The 14736-nt window shown below is 65.5% G+C and carries 15 protein-coding genes; 10 read left to right on the plus strand and 5 right to left on the minus strand.

The window, feature by feature from the left end:
• Nucleotides 1–72: 72 nt before the first annotated feature.
• The 6 genes from AC1Z36_RS00685 to pcaC all read left to right on the plus strand — a co-directional run bounded on the left by AC1Z36_RS00685 (nucleotide 73) and on the right by pcaC (nucleotide 5503).
• Nucleotides 73–1269 carry a 4-hydroxybenzoate 3-monooxygenase gene (locus AC1Z36_RS00685; RefSeq protein ID WP_105658567.1) on the plus strand — a complete coding sequence of 399 codons (1197 nt, stop codon included), beginning with the start codon at nucleotides 73–75 and terminating at the stop codon, nucleotides 1267–1269.
• Between the two features lie 63 nt (nucleotides 1270–1332).
• Nucleotides 1333–2166, plus strand: coding sequence for a protocatechuate 3,4-dioxygenase subunit beta (gene pcaH / locus AC1Z36_RS00690; protein ID WP_483561563.1), 834 nt, complete (start codon nucleotides 1333–1335; stop codon nucleotides 2164–2166).
• Between the two features lies 1 nt (nucleotide 2167).
• The gene (gene pcaG, locus AC1Z36_RS00695; RefSeq protein WP_402741780.1) at nucleotides 2168–2746 is read left to right on the plus strand and encodes a protocatechuate 3,4-dioxygenase subunit alpha; all 579 of its coding nucleotides are present in this window, start codon (nucleotides 2168–2170) and stop codon (nucleotides 2744–2746) included.
• A 145-nt stretch (nucleotides 2747–2891) separates the two neighbouring features.
• The gene (locus AC1Z36_RS00700; protein ID WP_105658570.1) at nucleotides 2892–4298 is read left to right on the plus strand and encodes a lyase family protein; all 1407 of its coding nucleotides are present in this window, start codon (nucleotides 2892–2894) and stop codon (nucleotides 4296–4298) included.
• A complete protein-coding gene (locus tag AC1Z36_RS00705; protein WP_166650807.1) occupies nucleotides 4280–5077 on the plus strand; it encodes an alpha/beta fold hydrolase in 798 nt (265 codons plus the stop codon). Before AC1Z36_RS00700 ends, AC1Z36_RS00705 begins: the two co-directional genes overlap by 19 nt.
• Nucleotides 5078–5095: 18 nt before the next feature.
• Nucleotides 5096–5503 carry a 4-carboxymuconolactone decarboxylase gene (pcaC, locus tag AC1Z36_RS00710; RefSeq protein WP_105658571.1) on the plus strand — a complete coding sequence of 136 codons (408 nt, stop codon included), beginning with the start codon at nucleotides 5096–5098 and terminating at the stop codon, nucleotides 5501–5503.
• A 16-nt stretch (nucleotides 5504–5519) separates the two neighbouring features.
• On the opposite strand, the gene AC1Z36_RS00715 is transcribed toward pcaC, so the two are convergent.
• Both AC1Z36_RS00715 and AC1Z36_RS00720 read right to left on the minus strand, forming a co-directional pair.
• On the minus strand, nucleotides 5520–6311 hold the full coding sequence (locus tag AC1Z36_RS00715; RefSeq protein WP_105658572.1) for an aspartate dehydrogenase domain-containing protein: 792 nt from the start codon (nucleotides 6309–6311) through the stop codon (nucleotides 5520–5522).
• 101 nt (nucleotides 6312–6412) lie between these two features.
• Nucleotides 6413–7708 (minus strand): benzoate/H(+) symporter BenE family transporter, encoded by a 1296-nt coding sequence (locus AC1Z36_RS00720; protein ID WP_105658573.1) that lies wholly within the window; start codon nucleotides 7706–7708, stop codon nucleotides 6413–6415.
• 191 nt (nucleotides 7709–7899) lie between these two features.
• On the opposite strand from AC1Z36_RS00720, the gene AC1Z36_RS00725 reads away from it, so the two are divergent.
• On the plus strand, nucleotides 7900–8751 hold the full coding sequence (locus AC1Z36_RS00725) for a helix-turn-helix transcriptional regulator (RefSeq protein ID WP_483561564.1): 852 nt from the start codon (nucleotides 7900–7902) through the stop codon (nucleotides 8749–8751).
• On the opposite strand, the gene AC1Z36_RS00730 is transcribed toward AC1Z36_RS00725, so the two are convergent.
• Entirely contained in the window at nucleotides 8748–9179 is a 432-nt protein-coding gene (locus tag AC1Z36_RS00730) for an acyl-CoA thioesterase (protein WP_388024474.1), read from the minus strand. The genes AC1Z36_RS00725 and AC1Z36_RS00730 overlap by 4 nt on opposite strands.
• A 49-nt stretch (nucleotides 9180–9228) precedes the next feature.
• Complete coding sequence (locus AC1Z36_RS00735; RefSeq protein WP_402741779.1) at nucleotides 9229–10356, minus strand: hypothetical protein; 1128 nt, start codon at nucleotides 10354–10356, stop codon at nucleotides 9229–9231.
• A 179-nt stretch (nucleotides 10357–10535) separates the two neighbouring features.
• Here AC1Z36_RS00735 and AC1Z36_RS00740 point away from each other — a divergent pair, with 179 nt between their 5' ends.
• Nucleotides 10536–12383 carry a calcineurin-like phosphoesterase C-terminal domain-containing protein gene (locus AC1Z36_RS00740; protein ID WP_402697326.1) on the plus strand — a complete coding sequence of 616 codons (1848 nt, stop codon included), beginning with the start codon at nucleotides 10536–10538 and terminating at the stop codon, nucleotides 12381–12383.
• 150 nt (nucleotides 12384–12533) lie between these two features.
• A complete protein-coding gene (locus AC1Z36_RS00745) occupies nucleotides 12534–13505 on the plus strand; it encodes a D-2-hydroxyacid dehydrogenase family protein (protein WP_483561565.1) in 972 nt (323 codons plus the stop codon).
• Here AC1Z36_RS00745 and AC1Z36_RS00750 read toward each other — a convergent pair.
• Complete coding sequence (locus AC1Z36_RS00750) at nucleotides 13474–14187, minus strand: phosphatase PAP2 family protein (protein WP_332487430.1); 714 nt, start codon at nucleotides 14185–14187, stop codon at nucleotides 13474–13476. The two genes, AC1Z36_RS00745 and AC1Z36_RS00750, sit on opposite strands and share 32 nt — an antisense overlap.
• Before the next feature lie 63 nt (nucleotides 14188–14250).
• Here AC1Z36_RS00750 and AC1Z36_RS00755 point away from each other — a divergent pair, with 63 nt between their 5' ends.
• Nucleotides 14251–14709, plus strand: coding sequence for a 23S rRNA (pseudouridine(1915)-N(3))-methyltransferase RlmH (locus AC1Z36_RS00755; RefSeq protein WP_332487428.1), 459 nt, complete (start codon nucleotides 14251–14253; stop codon nucleotides 14707–14709).
• Nucleotides 14710–14736: the final 27 nt, after the last annotated feature.

Here is a 14736-nt window from a genome sequence, read left to right on the forward strand (position 1 = left end):
GACCAGATGCATCGGTCCGGCAACGCAGCCGGCAGTGCGGCTTCTGGTCCAGACGCTAACGAGGCAGGTCCCATGGCTCAGAATCCGCGCATTCTCAAGACCAAGGTCGGCATCATCGGCGGCGGTCCAGCAGGGCTCATGCTCTCCCACCTGCTGGCCGCATCCGGCATTGAGAACATCGTCGTGGAAAGGCGCGACCACGAGACCATCCGCAACACCCACCGCGCGGGCATCCTCGAAGCCCAGGCTGTCAAGATGCTCACCGAGTCCGGCGTGCAAGGACGGGTGCGTACCCACGGCGACGAGCACGCCGGCATCGACCTGCGCTTCAACGGTCAATCCCACCCGCTGGACTTCCGCGATCTGGTCGACGCCACCGTCACCCTGTACGCGCAGAACGAGGTCTTCGTTGACCTGGCCGCGGCGCGCCAGCGCGACCAGGGCGATGTGCGCTACTCCTGCGAAGTCACCGAGATCCTGGATATGGAGACCTCCACCCCGAAGTTCCGCTTCACCGATGAGCAGGGCAACCTCTTCGAGGTGCACGCCGATGTGATCGTCGGCGCCGACGGCTCGCGCTCCTTCGCCCGCCGCCAGATGCCCGAAACGCTGCGCAAGGATTTCAAGGTCGCCTACCCCTTCGCCTGGTTCGGCATCCTCACCGAGGCGCCGAAGTCCGCGCCGGAACTGGTCTATGCGAACTCCCCGCACGGCTTCGCGCTGATCTCCCAGCGCAGCGAAACAGTGCAGCGCATGTACTTCCAATGCGACCCGAACGAAGACGTGAATGCCTGGAGCGACGACCGCATCTGGGCCGAGCTGCAAAAGCGCGTGGACGGGCCGGATAATTTCCAGCTGAAAACCGGCGAGATCTTCGACAAGACCGTGCTGGGCTTCCGCTCCTTCGTGCGCGAACCCCTCTCCCACGGGCGGATGTTCCTGATCGGCGATGCCGGGCACACCGTCCCGCCCACCGGAGCCAAGGGCCTGAACCTGGCCTTCGCCGATGTGAAGGTGCTCTTCGAGGCCCTGGATTCCTTCTTCTCCACCGGCAGCGAACAGCTGCTGGACGGCTATTCGGACCTGGCGTTGAAGCGGGTCTGGAAGGCGCAGAACTTCTCCTACTGGATGACCTCCATGCTGCACACCCCGGTAGGCGGGGACCCTTTCATGGCCAAGCGCGCCCTGGGCGAACTGGAAACGGTCACCTCCTCGCGCTTCGGCCAGCAGTACCTGGCCGAGTCCTACACCGGCTGGCCCCACGCTTAGCCTTCGCCCTTGCCAAGCATTTCCTCCACCACGCCCGTACGCCCCCTTCGAAAGGAGCACGCAGTGAGCACCGAAACCACAGCTAACGAGTCGTTCAGCGATTCCCCCGTGCTGGATCCCGCAGCCACGACGCTCTCGCAAGAATCCATCAGCCAGGAAATCGCCGATATCCATGCGGCCTACCGCCAGTCGGTGGTCGAGGGCAAGAAAGCCGAGAGCCAGCCGCGCATCGACTTCGCGCCCTACCGTTCCTCGCTGCTGCGCCACCCGACCAAGAACCTGCGCCATGTGGACCCGGAAACCATTGAGCTGCACTCCCCGGCCTTCGGCCAGCGCGACGTGCACGCGCTGGAATCGGATCTGACCATCCAGCACAACGGCGAGCCGATCGGCGAGCGCATCGTGGTCGCCGGCCGCGTGCTCGATGGCGACGGCCGCCCGGTGGCCGGGCAGCTGGTGGAAATCTGGCAGGCCAATGCCGCCGGACGCTACATCCACAAGCGCGACCAGCATCCGGCCCCGATCGATCCGAACTTCACCGGCGTGGGACGCGCCAACACCGGCCCGAACGGCGAATACTCCTTCACCACCATCAAGCCGGCACCCTACCCGTGGAAGAACCACCACAACGCCTGGCGCCCGGCGCACATCCACTTCTCGCTGTTCGGCACCGACTTCACCCAGCGCATGATTACCCAGATGTACTTCCCGGGCGACCCGCTGTTCAGCCTCGACCCGATCTACCAGGCGATCACCGACAAGGAAGCGCGCGACCGCCTGGTCGCCAGCTACGACCATTCGCTGACGTCCCATGAATGGGCTACCGGCTACAACTGGGACATCGTACTCACCGGCTCCAACCGCACCTGGATGGAAGATGAAGAGGGAGACCACTAGCATGGCTCAGGCACCAGAACTGAAGCTGGCCCCCACACCGGGGCAGACCATCGGCCCGTTCTACGGCTACGCATTGCCATATGAGAAAGGCAATGAGCTGGCCAGCCAGGCCCATCCCCGCTCGGTGCGCCTGCACGGGATGGTCTATGACGGTAACGGCGAGGCCATTCCGGACGCCCTGCTGGAAATCTGGCAGGCCGACGAGAACGGCAATGTCGTTTCCCGCGATGGCTCGCTGGTCCGCGACGACTACACCTTCACCGGGTGGGGACGGGTGGCGGTGGATAACGCCGGGCACTACACCTTCACCACCGTGAACCCGGGCGCTACCGAAGAGGGCAAGGCCCCGTTCATCATGCTCGCGGTTTTTGCCCGCGGCCTGCTCAATCGCCTGTTCACCCGCATCTACCTGCCGGAGGACACCGACGCGCTGGCTAGCGACCCGTTGCTGTCATCGCTGGGCGAAGCAGAACGCGCAACGCTGATTGCTGCTCGCGAAGACGACGGCTCGCTGCGCTTTGATATCCGCCTGCAAGGCGAGAACGAAACGGTGTTCCTCTCCTACCCGCGCGAGAGCTAGTTGCCACCGCGACACCCCGCTGGATTGCCCCAGTGCCCGCACTGTTACGGGCGTTGGAGCGCCCGGCGGGGTGTTGCCCGTTGCCGGGCACTACAGTTCTAGATAGACGGCTTATACGCTCAACAGCTAAGAATCGAGGCACCGAATGGATGGCGCAGACTACGGCGTGCTGGCCCCCGCCTGGGCAGGAACTGCGGCCGCGGCCTTGGCCAGCGATGCGTCTTTCGTCCAAGCCATGCTGGATGCCGAAGCCGGATGGGTGCAGGTCCAGGCGGATGCCGGCCTGTGCAGCGTCCAGGATGCGCAGGCCGTGCGCGAGGTGGCCCGCGCGGACCGCTACGACCTGGCCTTGCTGGCCTCCAGAACACCGGATGGGGCCAATGCGCTCATCCCGCTGCTGGGCATGATGCGCGACCTGCTCAAGCACGACGGGGCCGCGGCAACTGCGGGCACCGCGTTGCACCGCGGTGCCACCAGCCAGGACATCATCGACACAGCGCTGATGCTGGTCCTGTCCAAGACGCTCACGCTCACGCTGGCAGATCTGCGCAGCACCGCTGGCGGGTTGGCTGCCCTGGCGCAGGCCCACCGCGGGACCGTGTGCATTGCCCGCTCGCTGACCCAGCATGCGCTGCCCACCACATTGGGCTGGAAAGCGGCCAGCTGGCTCTCGGCCGTGCTGGATGCCGAGCAGCAGCTGGATGCCGCGGCGCGGCAGCTGCGCTTGCAATGGGGCGGTGCGGTGGGCACGCTCGCCTCCCTGGAGCAGCTGCTCTCCGGCCAGCCGGAGACAACGGCCACAAGCCAGTCGCTGTCCTCGGATCTGGCGGCCCTGCTGGGCCTGGAGGATCCGGGAACGCCCTGGCACACCAACCGCATGCCGATTCTCCAGCTTGGCTCCGCACTGGGTGCGGCCATTGCCGCGCTGGGGACCCTGGGCGCTGATGTGCTCACCGCCTCCCGTCCGGAAATCGGCGAGCTGTCCGAACCTCGCGAGGCCGGCAAGGGCGGCTCCTCGGCCATGCCGCAGAAGCAGAACCCGGTGCGCTCGGTACTGCTGCGCAATGCGGCATTCAGCGCCCCCGGATTGCTCTCCACCCTGTTCACTGCTGCCGGCACCGCGGTGGATGAACGCCCCGATGGCGGCTGGCACGCCGAATGGAGTGCCCTGCGCGAACTGGCCCGGCTGGCATCAGGGGCGGCATTCCACGCTTCGTTCCTGGCCAACGGCCTGGGAGTGGATCGCGCTGCCATCGAGCGGAACCTCGCCCTGGGCGGAGATGCCGTGCTCTCCGAACGTCTCGCTGCCGCCCTGGCTGATCTGGTGGTCGGCGGAAAACCGGCCATCCAGGCATTGGTGCGCCGCAGCCTCGACGAGGGCATTTCCCTGCGCGATCTGCTGCGCCTGGAAATCTCCGTGCATGACTTGAACGACCAGGACCTCTACGAATTATTTGATCCAGCTGGCTACCTCGGTGCCGCGGATCGCTTCACCGAAACCGTACTCGCCGATTACTCGGCACGGAAGGAATCATGGCAGTCCCGCAACTAACCCCCTCCTTGCTGCACACCGACAAGGCACTTCCCACCCTCATCGTCGGCCCCTCGCTGGGCACTGCGGCCCTGCCGCTGTGGGCTCCGGCCTTGCCTTACCTCAAGGACAAGTTCCAGGTCATCGCCTGGGACCTGCCGGGGCACGGCGAAAGCAAGCCGTCCACCGAAGCCTTCTCGCTGGCCGAACTGGCTACCGGCGTCACCAAGGCCGTCGAGGCGCTGCGTGCCGACGGCGTCATCTCCGAGGGCAGCAAGCTGTACTACGCCGGAGTGTCGGTCGGCGGGGCCACCGCCCTGCAGCTGGCCGTGGACCACGCCGGCTTCTTCGACGCGTTGTCCTCCATCTGCTCTGCGGCGAAGATCGGCACCCCCGACGGGTGGACCGACCGTGCCGAGCTGGTCGCCAAGGCCGGCACCCCGACCATGGTCGCCGGTTCTGCCGAGCGCTGGTTCGCACCGGGATTCATCGAGAAGGAGCCGGTGATCAGCACCGAGCTGCTGCACAGCCTGCAGAACGCTGACCGCTTCGCCTACGCCCACGCCTGCGGCGCCTTGGCAGGATTCGACGTGCGCGGGCAGCTGGCTTCAACCAGCGACCCGATCATTGCCATCAACGGCGCACAGGACCAGGTGTGCCCTCCGGCAGACGCGGAGTTCATCGCCGAAAATGCACCCCGCGGAACCATGGCGGTCATCGATTCGGCCGCCCACCTGGCCCCGGCCGAAGCACCCGAAGAGACCGCGGCCTTGCTGGCCGAGTTCTTGCTGGCCAACTAGAAGCGAGGACTTGCAGAAATGGCTGATTCACCGCGCCTTCCCGGCGATACCTATGATGCTGGCATGGAGGTACGCCGCCAGGTGCTGGGCAACGAGCACGTTGAGCGTTCCACCAGGAACTCGAATGAGTTCACCGACGAATTCCAGGAAATGATCACCCGCTACGCATGGGGCACCATCTGGACCCGCGACGGCCTGCCGCGCACTACCCGCAGCGCCATCACGCTGACCGCAATGATCGCCGGCGGCTACTGGGAAGAACTGGAAATGCATGTGCACGCGGCCCTGCGCAATGGCATGGCTCCCGAAGAAATCAAGGAAGTCTTCTTGCAGTGCGCCATCTACTGTTCCGTTCCGGCGGCGAACGTGGCGTTCAAGGTCGGCAAGAAGGTGCTGGAGGAGTATGCGGCAGCCGAAGGCCACTAGCGGTGGCACCGCGCCGCTAGCGGCGCGCCGCCGCGGCTTGCCGGATCGAGTGCAGCAGAGCCCACGGGACGATGCCGCTGGTGCGCGGGTTGCGTGGCGAGGGGTGGTTCTTGATCGAGAAGCTGTATTCGCCGGCTGGGCCGCGCGCCTCGACTCGGTGCTCGGTCAGGCCTGCCTCCGGGTCGGCGATCAATCTGGCTGTCACCGCATCCCAATCCCCCACAGCCAACGCCACCGCCGCGGCCACATTCAATGACTTCGGGAAGTCCTGGGCCGCTGCCGCGGCTGGACCGCGAAATACCTCTACCGGTCCGGCGGCCTGCTCCAATTCACCGCGCCGCTGCGCATCCATCCACGGCTGCACCAAGGTGGCCGGCAGCTTGCGCGTCGTCACCAGCACCTGGTCGATGCCGCCCATCCGGGCAGCCGCGCCCAGCAGGTCCAATCCGCCGATGGCCCCGGCAGTGCTGGAAAAGCGTCCAGGTCCGGCGGCCTGCACTTGCGCGGCGAACTCCGGGTCAGCCAGCGCTCCCATGGAACTGGCCAGCAGGTCAACCCCACAGGCCAGGATGCGCACCGCATTCTCGCGCAGGGCTTGCTGGCCCGCGCATTCGACCACCAGGTCGCAGCGCTCCAGGGCCGACTCCCAGCTCAGCTGCTCATGCTCCAGCCCGGTTTGCGGACGGCGCAGGATCACCCCTTCGAGCTGGGCACCGTGCACCGTCCCGGCTGCCAGTTGCTCCGCCACCACGGAGCCGATCGCCCCGTGGCCCAGTATTCCCACCCGATACATGCTGCCCGTGGCCATGCCCGTCCTGTCCGAAAAGATCGATGTAAGCTACCGCCAGCTTAGGCCAGCTCGCAGGCTCGGCACGAACTGCCAGCTGGCCAGGGTGCGGGCCGTTGCCGCTAGTGCCGGGAAGCGGTCGAATGGTCCGTGCGTTCCATGAGCCGGGAGGCGCCATATCCGATGAGGATGCCCCAGAAGGCGGCATGGATGTTGAACAGGTCCAGGCCGGAAATGGTTACCACGAACGTCACGAGGGCGCCCAGGGTGAATTTGGTGGCGAAGGCCGTCACAAAGGCCTGCTGCAGGGCCTTGAGCATGGCGATGCCTCCCAAGGCCAGCACGAAAGCCTCTGGGGTGGCCAGCATGAAACGCGTCAGCGTTGGAGCGAACAGGGCGAAGAGCAGGGACAGGAGGCCATAGACCACCGCTGCGGTGTACTGGCGGTGCTTTTCGCCAGATGATGTGAGCAACGCGTTGGTTGGCCCGGTGACGCAGGCGGACACCGCACCGAAGCATGCGTTCAGGATCGAGAACCCGCCCGAGGCCAGCGCAAAGGCATTGACCGGGGGACGGTGCCCGGCAGAGCGCAGCACCGCGACACCCTGGCCGTTCTGCACAATCAGCACGGTGATGGCCAACGGCACTACCAGTTCCAGCTGCGCAGCCCAGCTGAATTCCGGAGCGGTGAACACCGGGGTGGCCAGCACGGGCCCGCCAGCTGCGTCCAACGCGAACTGGCCGCTGGCGGCCACCGCGATGACCCCGGCGATCAGCGTGCCCAGCACCGGGGGAATTCTTCTGCCCAGCGCCGGCACCGCAGCGAGCAGGACGAAAACCAGCACCATGGGGCCGGCCACCACCGGGTTGGCTTGGGTGGACGAGACGATGTCGGTGCCGAAGCGCAAGAAAACCGCGGCCACCATGGCCATCACAATCGGCATGGGTATGGCCGCCATGATCCGGCGCACCACCCCGGTAGCGCCCAAGGCCAGGACCAATACCCCGGAGACGAAGAACGCCCCGACCACTTCGGGGAAGGACAGGTGCTGCAGCGAAGGGCCCAGCAGCACCGTGCCGGGGATGGACCAGGCGAATCCCAGCGGCTGGCGGTAGAGCAGGGACATCACGATGGTCGCCAACCCGGCGGAGAGGAAGATCCCGCAGACCCAGGAAGCCATCTCGGCCTGGGACAGCCCGCCAGCGGCACCCACCGCAAGGGTGACCGCGATGGGGCCCGAGGCGGAGAACACCAGCCCGATCACGCCATTGCTGGCATATACCCCGCCCACGTCGCGCAGCAGGTCGCGGATTCCGGCAGGCCGTTGCGCGGCCCGCTCCAGCAGCGGTTCGCGTGGTGCTCGCGCAGCTGCTGGAGCCGATTCGCGGGTGGGCAGGTTATCGGCGGGTTTGGGCATGTGCGCTCCTGGGCGATGGTGGCAGTGGCATTAATAGTCCACCACCATTGCACGGCTCCAGGGGCCGTGGGACGTGGCGCATTGATCCGGGGTATGGCAGTCCTAGGATAGTTCGGGCTGCTAGCTGCCACTGCACGCAGGGCTAGGATAAGACCGGGGCGATGCGGCCCGCGGATGAAAGGAATGCAGGGATGAATTCCAATACCGAGCTCGGCGAATTCCTCAAGGCACGGCGGGCCCTGATCAGCCCGGCAGGCGATGGCGGTCCCCGGCGACGCGTGCCTGGCCTGCGCCGCGAAGAGGTTGCGGTCCTGGCCGGCGTGAGCACCGACTACTACACCCGGCTGGAACAGGGCCGGCACAAGCGCCCTTCCGAATCCGTGCTCGGCGCGTTGGCCAAGGCCCTGGAACTGGATGAGACGGCGGCCGGGCATTTGTTCAATCTGGCCCGCTCGGTCTCCGGTTCCGGGCGCAACATCCCGTCGAGCAGCATCCAGCGGGTACGCCCCTCATTGCATCAGCTGCTGGATTCCTTCACCGGGCATCCGGCCTTCATCCGCGGACGGCGTACCGAGGTGCTGGGCATGAATGCGCTGGCCGCCAGCCTGCTCACCGACTTCCTCGCCAAGCCGGTGCGCCACCGCAGCCTGATCCGCTGGGCCTTTCTGGATCCCGAAGCCAGGCAGCGCTACGCCGACTGGGAGCAGATCGCCGCCTCGATGGTCGGCACCTTGCGCCTGGATGCCGGGCGCCATCCGCATGATCCGCTGCTCGCGCAGCTGGTCGGAGAGCTGTCCATGAACAGCGAAGAATTCCGCACCTGGTGGGCCGATCACCGGGTGGTCGAGCGGCGGGACGGGATCAAGCGGTTCAACCATCCCCAGGTGGGCTATCTGGAGGTCAACTACGAGGCCTTGGACGTGACCGGGGCACCAGACCAGACCCTGTTCATCTACACCACCGACCCGGGCTCGGACTCCGAAGCGAAGCTGCGCGATCTGGCCGCGCTGCTCAACGGCCAGGGACCGGCACCCGAAGCCTAGCTGCGTGCTGGGATCAGCGATTTGCCGAGCCAGCTGCGCTCCAGCTCGTTGAGCGGGCGTGACGAGACGCCATCGGCTGCCAGCGGCACCATGACCGTGGTCGAGTCGAATACCGGCTGCCCGTCCTGGTAGCCGATGCCCCGCACGGTGAAGGACTTGTTGCCCAGCCGGCTGATGCCCATGCGGATGAGCATCTCGGGCTGGTAGTACAGCGGGCGCAGGTAGTCGATCTGGATGGATGCCACCACGGTGCCGAATTCGAAACGGCCTGTTGTCCCGTCCTCGCGCGTCCAGCGGATGCGGGCTTCTTCCATCAGGGTCACGATGCGCGCATTGTTCACATGTCCCAGGGCATCCTGGTCCGACCAGCGCAGCTGCAAGATGACTTCGGTAGCCGCGGCCAGTCCATCGTTTGTCGTTTCACTCATGGAACCCATTGCACCAGAAACCCGGGCTGGCTACTGCGCCCGTGACGGCTCATGAACTTGGGCCATCGCCGGAAGGCACCCACCGTGCATCCTCGTTGTTGGCGTCCAGGCAGATCCATTCCTGTGCAGGCCCGTAGCACCGCAGCTCATCGGTGAACCAGAACGTCTGGTCCGGGTCCCACCCGGCGATCACGCTGGCGTATTTATCATCGATGTCGAGGCATTGCCCGGCGAGCGCCAGATAGGCGCCGATACCCAGATGCACCCCGTCGTAATCGCGCGCCACGGCCAGCCAGTCGGGGATCTTCCATGCGCCGTCGCGCCCGGTGGACAGGTACCAGTCGTGGCGCTTGTGCGCGGTGACCTCGATGCCGTGCTCGCGGCAGAGCCGGATCCAGTCCTCGGCCGTGGCGATCTCCAGCACCTTGGCTGCGGGAGGCACGCTCGTGAACCTGACGCTGGCTTGCTCCCATCCGAAACCGTCTTCCACGCAGCTCAGGCCCACTGGCTCCCGGTCTGGGAACACACCGGTAGTGGAGGGCAGGCGGCTGCTGGGCTTGGACCACCATTCCCCGCTGAAGCTGCCCAGCGGGGTGCTGCTCATTTCGGCGGCATCGCGGGCTTCGGTCGCCAGGATGCCGGCCCTCCACTCCTGCAGTAGGCCCAGGGCATTGCTGCCGGGAGCCTGCGTCCTGCCCTGCGGGTCATGCTGGTCGAATTCGACCTGGAATTGGTTGCGCAGATCCACGGGATCCAGCCACACGGCCGCGAGCCCGCTGTCCGCCAGGTGCCGGGCCACGCGCTCAAGCGGCGCGGCCAGTTCCGGCAACGCCAGCAGGGTGTCTTCCCCATCCGGTTCCTGCCAATAGCGGGCACTGTCGACCGAGCGGACCAGCGCTTGCTGCAGCAGCGCTGCGGTGGCCGGAACCAAAGTGGTGCCGTCCAGGCGCCGGGCGATCTGCTGGACACTGGTTTCGGGCATGCTGGATTCATCCGCGCCAAACAGGCCAACGCTTTCGCCGCGTTCTACCGCTACGCGATACGCGGCGTAGAACATCGCCGCATGCAGCGGATGCTCCCCGAACGCCGGTAGCAGCTTCTCTTCGCTGGCAGTGGCGAACTCCCACAGCATCCTGCGCCCGCGCGCGCCTGCCATGAGCGCCTGCACTAGTTCCATCCGCGCCACTTCATTTCACTGGTTCGAAAACAGTAAATCCCGCCAAGACAGTCGATAACTATTTACGGGATCGATTATTAGACATTACCTGAGCAGGGGTTGCAATTCACCTGCCATTGGCACCGTGGAAGACGGCCGGCCAAGGGGCCGGCAGATTGTCCCCACCCGGAGGAACGTTCGTGAAAATCTTCGCTCGACCCGGCAAAACCAATCATCTCACCCCACTGCATCTCACCGCCGGAAGCCTAGTTGCCATTGCAGCTTCCACCGCATTCATCGGCGCCACCCCGGAACTCGAGGCAGTGCCGGCAGCCAAGTCCGCCGCGGACTGGAGCTCCTCGGCCTACCGCGGGTCAGTCGAGGTGATCCCGGCAGGAACTGGCCGCAGCGGCACCGCGCAAGAGACGCTCGACGGAGTGGTCTTCGAGGATCGCAACAAGAACTCCACGCAGGATGCCAACGAGCCTGGCCTACCGAACGTCACGGTTTCCAACGGCCGCGACGTCGTGGCCACCGATGGGCAGGGACGCTACGAACTTCCGGCATACAACAACATGACCGCGTTCGTCACCCAGCCCCGGGGCTTCCAGGTTCCGGTCGACGACGACAACGTCGCCCAATTCTTCTACACCCACCTGCCTGAAGGCTCCCCGGACCTGAAGTACGACGGCATCGCCCCGACCGGGCCGCTGCCCGAGGCAGTCAACTTCCCGCTGGTGGCCAGCAGCGCCACGCAATCGCCCGAGCAGAGCTGCGTCATCGGTGCGGATGTGCAGACCTATACCCAGCAGGAAGTCGAGTACGCCAGGGAAGGCGCTTTCGCCGATCTGGCGGCCCGCACCGACTACACCGGCTGCGGCGCCTTGTTCATCGGCGACCTCGTGGGCGATGACCTGAACTTCTTCCACCAGACCCGCGAACTGTCCTCCATGCTCAACGGTCCGGCCCGGTTCCTGCCGGGCAACCACGACATCGACTACGACTCGCTGGACGGGCAGCACGAGTACGATTCCTTCCGCGCCCAGTTCGGTCCGGAGTACTACTCCTACGACACGGGCAAGACTCACGTCATCGCCCTGAGCACCATCGATTACCCGACTGCGGTTCCGGCCAAGAAGAGCGACTACACCTACGATCTGGGCAAGCGCCAGCTGCAGTGGCTGCGCGCGGACCTGGCCGAGGTACCCAAGAACAAGGCCATCGTCCTGGCCGGGCACAGCCCCCTGCTGGAGTTCTTCTACAGCGACGAGCATTCCACCAAGCAGGTCCGGGAGATCTACGAATTGCTGGAAGGACGCGAGGTCGTTTCCCTGGGCGGGCACACCCACATGTCAGAGAACCTGCGCGCCGGGGACCTGATGGATGGCTGGCGCGACGAGGTCGGCGAGGCAGGCCTGCCGTTCACGCACTTGACTGTCCCGGCCATTTCCGGGCAGTGGTATGACGGGCGGGTTACCGGGAACGGCTACCCGACTTCCATCCAGCGCGACGGGACCCCTCCGGGAGTGCTCACCTTGGACATCAAGAACACCAAGATCACCGAGCGCTTCACCGTGACCGGCGGGGATGCCAGCAAGCAGATGTCCCTGGGCTTGAACACCCCGGCGTACCGGCAGTGGTACGAGGAGAATCTGGAAAAGGAGCGCGGCACGGTTCCGGCCCTGGATGACCCGTTGGCGGTGAGCCGGCAGGGACTGGCCGAGGACACCTGGCTGACCACGAACTTCTGGATGGGCAGCACCGGCTCCGCTGTCGAGGTCTCCATCGACGGCCAGGACCCGGTTGCGGCCGAGCGGACGCAGAAAATGGCCGGCGAACGCCCGCTGTCAGGCGCCGAGTACTCGGATCCGGCGGCCATCGCCGAGCAATTCGTCCATGGCGGCGGCTTCGCCGAGAAGACCAGCCACTTGTGGCGCTTGGAACTGCCAGATGATCTCTCCGTCGGGGCGCACACGGCCACGGTGACTGCCACCGACGTGCATGGGCGTTCTTTCACCGAGGAATTGGATTTCACGGTCATCGGGTAGCGCCATCCTTCGTGCGTGCATGAAAAACTCCCCAAAAGTTGTTGTGACTTTTTCAGTCCAACTTTTGGGGAGCAGTTCAATGAGCAGGCACCAGCTTTTTGTTACGCCCGCAGTGGGACAGCATCGGCTGCAGGTGCCTAGGATGAATCCATGCGCATTGCAATCCTGGATGATTACCACAACGTGGCCCGCTCGCTGGCCGATTTCGACGGCCTCGCCGTCGCCCTGGACGCCGAAGTCACGGTCTTCACCGAGCACCTGGGCCACGAGGACAGTACCGTCGTCCAGGCGCTGCAGCCCTTCGACGCCATCGTCGCCATGCGCGAACGCACGCCTTTCCCGGCCGCCCGGCTGGCTGCGCTGCCCAACCTGAAGCTGCTGGTCACCACCGGCCGCCGCAACGGATCCATCGACCTGCAGGCTGCCAAGAACCAGGGCATCGTGGTCAGCCACACCGGCTACGTGGCTACCGATGCCGCCGAGCACACCTGGGCGCTGATCCTCAGCGCCGCACGCCGACTGGATGTGGAGCTGTTTTCCGCGGACCGCCCGCTGGCGGCTGGCTCGGGCTGGCAGACCACTTTCGGACTGGGCCTGTCCGGCAAGACCCTGGGCGTCTACGGCCTGGGAAATCTGGGAGCGAAGGTTGCGAAGGTCGGCTTGGCCTTCGGCATGCGGATCATCGCCTACAGCCAGAATCTCACCAAGGCCCGCGCCACCGAAGTGGGCGTGGAGCTGGTCTCCGAAGCCGAGCTGTTCTCCACCAGCGACATCGTCACCGTGCACCTGAAGCTCTCGGAGCGCAGCACCGGGGTCATCGGACCCAAGCAGCTGGCGTGGATGCGTCCCGATTCCATCCTGGTCAACACCTCGCGCAGCAGGATCGTGCAGACCGACGCGCTCATCGACGCGCTGGACAGCCGGCAGTTGCACCTGGCCGCGGTGGATGTCTTCGACGTGGAACCGCTGCCGGCCAAGGACCGGCTGGCCGCTACCCGGGGCGTGATTGCCACCCCGCATATCGGCTATGTGACCATCGAGCAGTTCGAGATGTTCTACCGCGACGCGGTGGAAGACATCCGCGCGTGGGCTAGCGGCGCACCGATCCGGGTGCTGGCCTAGGGACCTGCGGCCGCGGCACGAAGTAGTAGTGCAGGATCCCCACGACGGCAGCCCATGCGGCCCCGATCAGCAACCCCACCAGCACGTCCGAGACCCAGTGGTGCCCGATGTAGATTCGGGAAGCTCCCATCGCCAGGACGAATAGCGCCGCGACGATGGAGATCAGGTACGCGTAGCGGCGCAGCCCGTAGATGATCGCCAGGTAGCTGGCGATGCCGATCAGCGCGGCCGAGTTCAGCGTGTGCCCGCTGGGGAACGAAAAGGTCTGCGGCGGCGCCGGGCCTCCGGGAACGCCTTGGGGACGCGGCACCTGGAGGCTTGTCTTGAGAATAACGGTCAGCAGGACCGAGACCAGTGCAGTGAACGCGATGGCCGCCAACGGCCACGCGCTGCGGGTTCTCCAGCACAGCAATGAGGTGATCACCAGCATGATCATGGTCATTCCCGGTGTGGATCCCCAGAAGTACAGGAAGTCGGAGACCGCAAACAGGAACGGCGACTGGTGCTCCAGTGCCCATTGGTAGGCTGGGGCGTCCAGATCCTTGGCCCATCCGCCCGCGTGCAGGGAGACCAGCACCCTGCGGGTGAAGTAGAACATGGCGACGACCAGCCCGAAAATGATCCATAGCACCTGTGCGCCGCGGGAACGTTGGCCTTGCCGGAAATACCATGAGGATCGCATGGCTTCCATCGTATCGGGATGGGCGCGAAGCGCTGAACTCGATCGATGCGGAACAATGGAAGCATGACGATCAAGGTGCTGGCAGTTGGCAAGAAACACGAATCCTGGGTGGACGAGGGTATTTCCCGCTACGAGAAGCGGCTGAAGAAACCCTTCGACCTCACCTGGCAGCTGCTGAGCCACTCCTCGCGCGAGAACGACGCGGCCCGCACCGAGGAGTCGGCCCGCATCCTGGCGAAAATCGATGACCGCGACTTCGTGGTTCTGCTCGATGAGCGCGGAAAGAACGTGGACTCCCCTGCCCTGGCCAACACCCTGCGCACGCCGATCGATGCTTCGCGCAATGTCGTGATCATCATCGGCGGCGCGTACGGCGTGGACGCATCCGTGCATGCGCGGGCCAATTTCACCTGGTCGCTTTCGAAGCTGGTCTTCCCGCACCAGCTGGTGCGCTTGATCCTCACCGAGCAGCTGTACCGCGCGCAGGACATCCTGGCAGGCGGGAAGTACCATCACATTTAAGCCATTCCCTTGACTTTCCAACTTGGA

The organism is Glutamicibacter sp. BS14 (genome assembly GCF_056934375.1).

What these genes read in the sequence shown, in the direction of transcription:
- AC1Z36_RS00725 (WP_483561564.1), top strand. Translation starts at nt 7,900, where the DNA reads ATGAATTCCAATACCGAGCTCGGCGAATTCCTCAAGGCACGGCGGGCC.
- pcaC (WP_105658571.1), top strand. Translation starts at nt 5,096, where the DNA reads ATGGCTGATTCACCGCGCCTTCCCGGCGATACCTATGATGCTGGCATG.
- AC1Z36_RS00700 (WP_105658570.1), top strand. Translation starts at nt 2,892, where the DNA reads ATGGATGGCGCAGACTACGGCGTGCTGGCCCCCGCCTGGGCAGGAACT.
- AC1Z36_RS00755 (WP_332487428.1), top strand. Translation starts at nt 14,251, where the DNA reads ATGACGATCAAGGTGCTGGCAGTTGGCAAGAAACACGAATCCTGGGTG.
- pcaG (WP_402741780.1), top strand. Translation starts at nt 2,168, where the DNA reads ATGGCTCAGGCACCAGAACTGAAGCTGGCCCCCACACCGGGGCAGACC.
- AC1Z36_RS00685 (WP_105658567.1), top strand. Translation starts at nt 73, where the DNA reads ATGGCTCAGAATCCGCGCATTCTCAAGACCAAGGTCGGCATCATCGGC.
- AC1Z36_RS00745 (WP_483561565.1), top strand. Translation starts at nt 12,534, where the DNA reads ATGCGCATTGCAATCCTGGATGATTACCACAACGTGGCCCGCTCGCTG.
- AC1Z36_RS00730 (WP_388024474.1), bottom strand. Translation starts at nt 9,179, where the DNA reads ATGAGTGAAACGACAAACGATGGACTGGCCGCGGCTACCGAAGTCATC.
- AC1Z36_RS00735 (WP_402741779.1), bottom strand. Translation starts at nt 10,356, where the DNA reads ATGGAACTAGTGCAGGCGCTCATGGCAGGCGCGCGCGGGCGCAGGATG.
- AC1Z36_RS00715 (WP_105658572.1), bottom strand. Translation starts at nt 6,311, where the DNA reads ATGGCCACGGGCAGCATGTATCGGGTGGGAATACTGGGCCACGGGGCG.
- AC1Z36_RS00705 (WP_166650807.1), top strand. Translation starts at nt 4,280, where the DNA reads ATGGCAGTCCCGCAACTAACCCCCTCCTTGCTGCACACCGACAAGGCA.
- AC1Z36_RS00750 (WP_332487430.1), bottom strand. Translation starts at nt 14,187, where the DNA reads ATGCGATCCTCATGGTATTTCCGGCAAGGCCAACGTTCCCGCGGCGCA.
- AC1Z36_RS00720 (WP_105658573.1), bottom strand. Translation starts at nt 7,708, where the DNA reads ATGCCCAAACCCGCCGATAACCTGCCCACCCGCGAATCGGCTCCAGCA.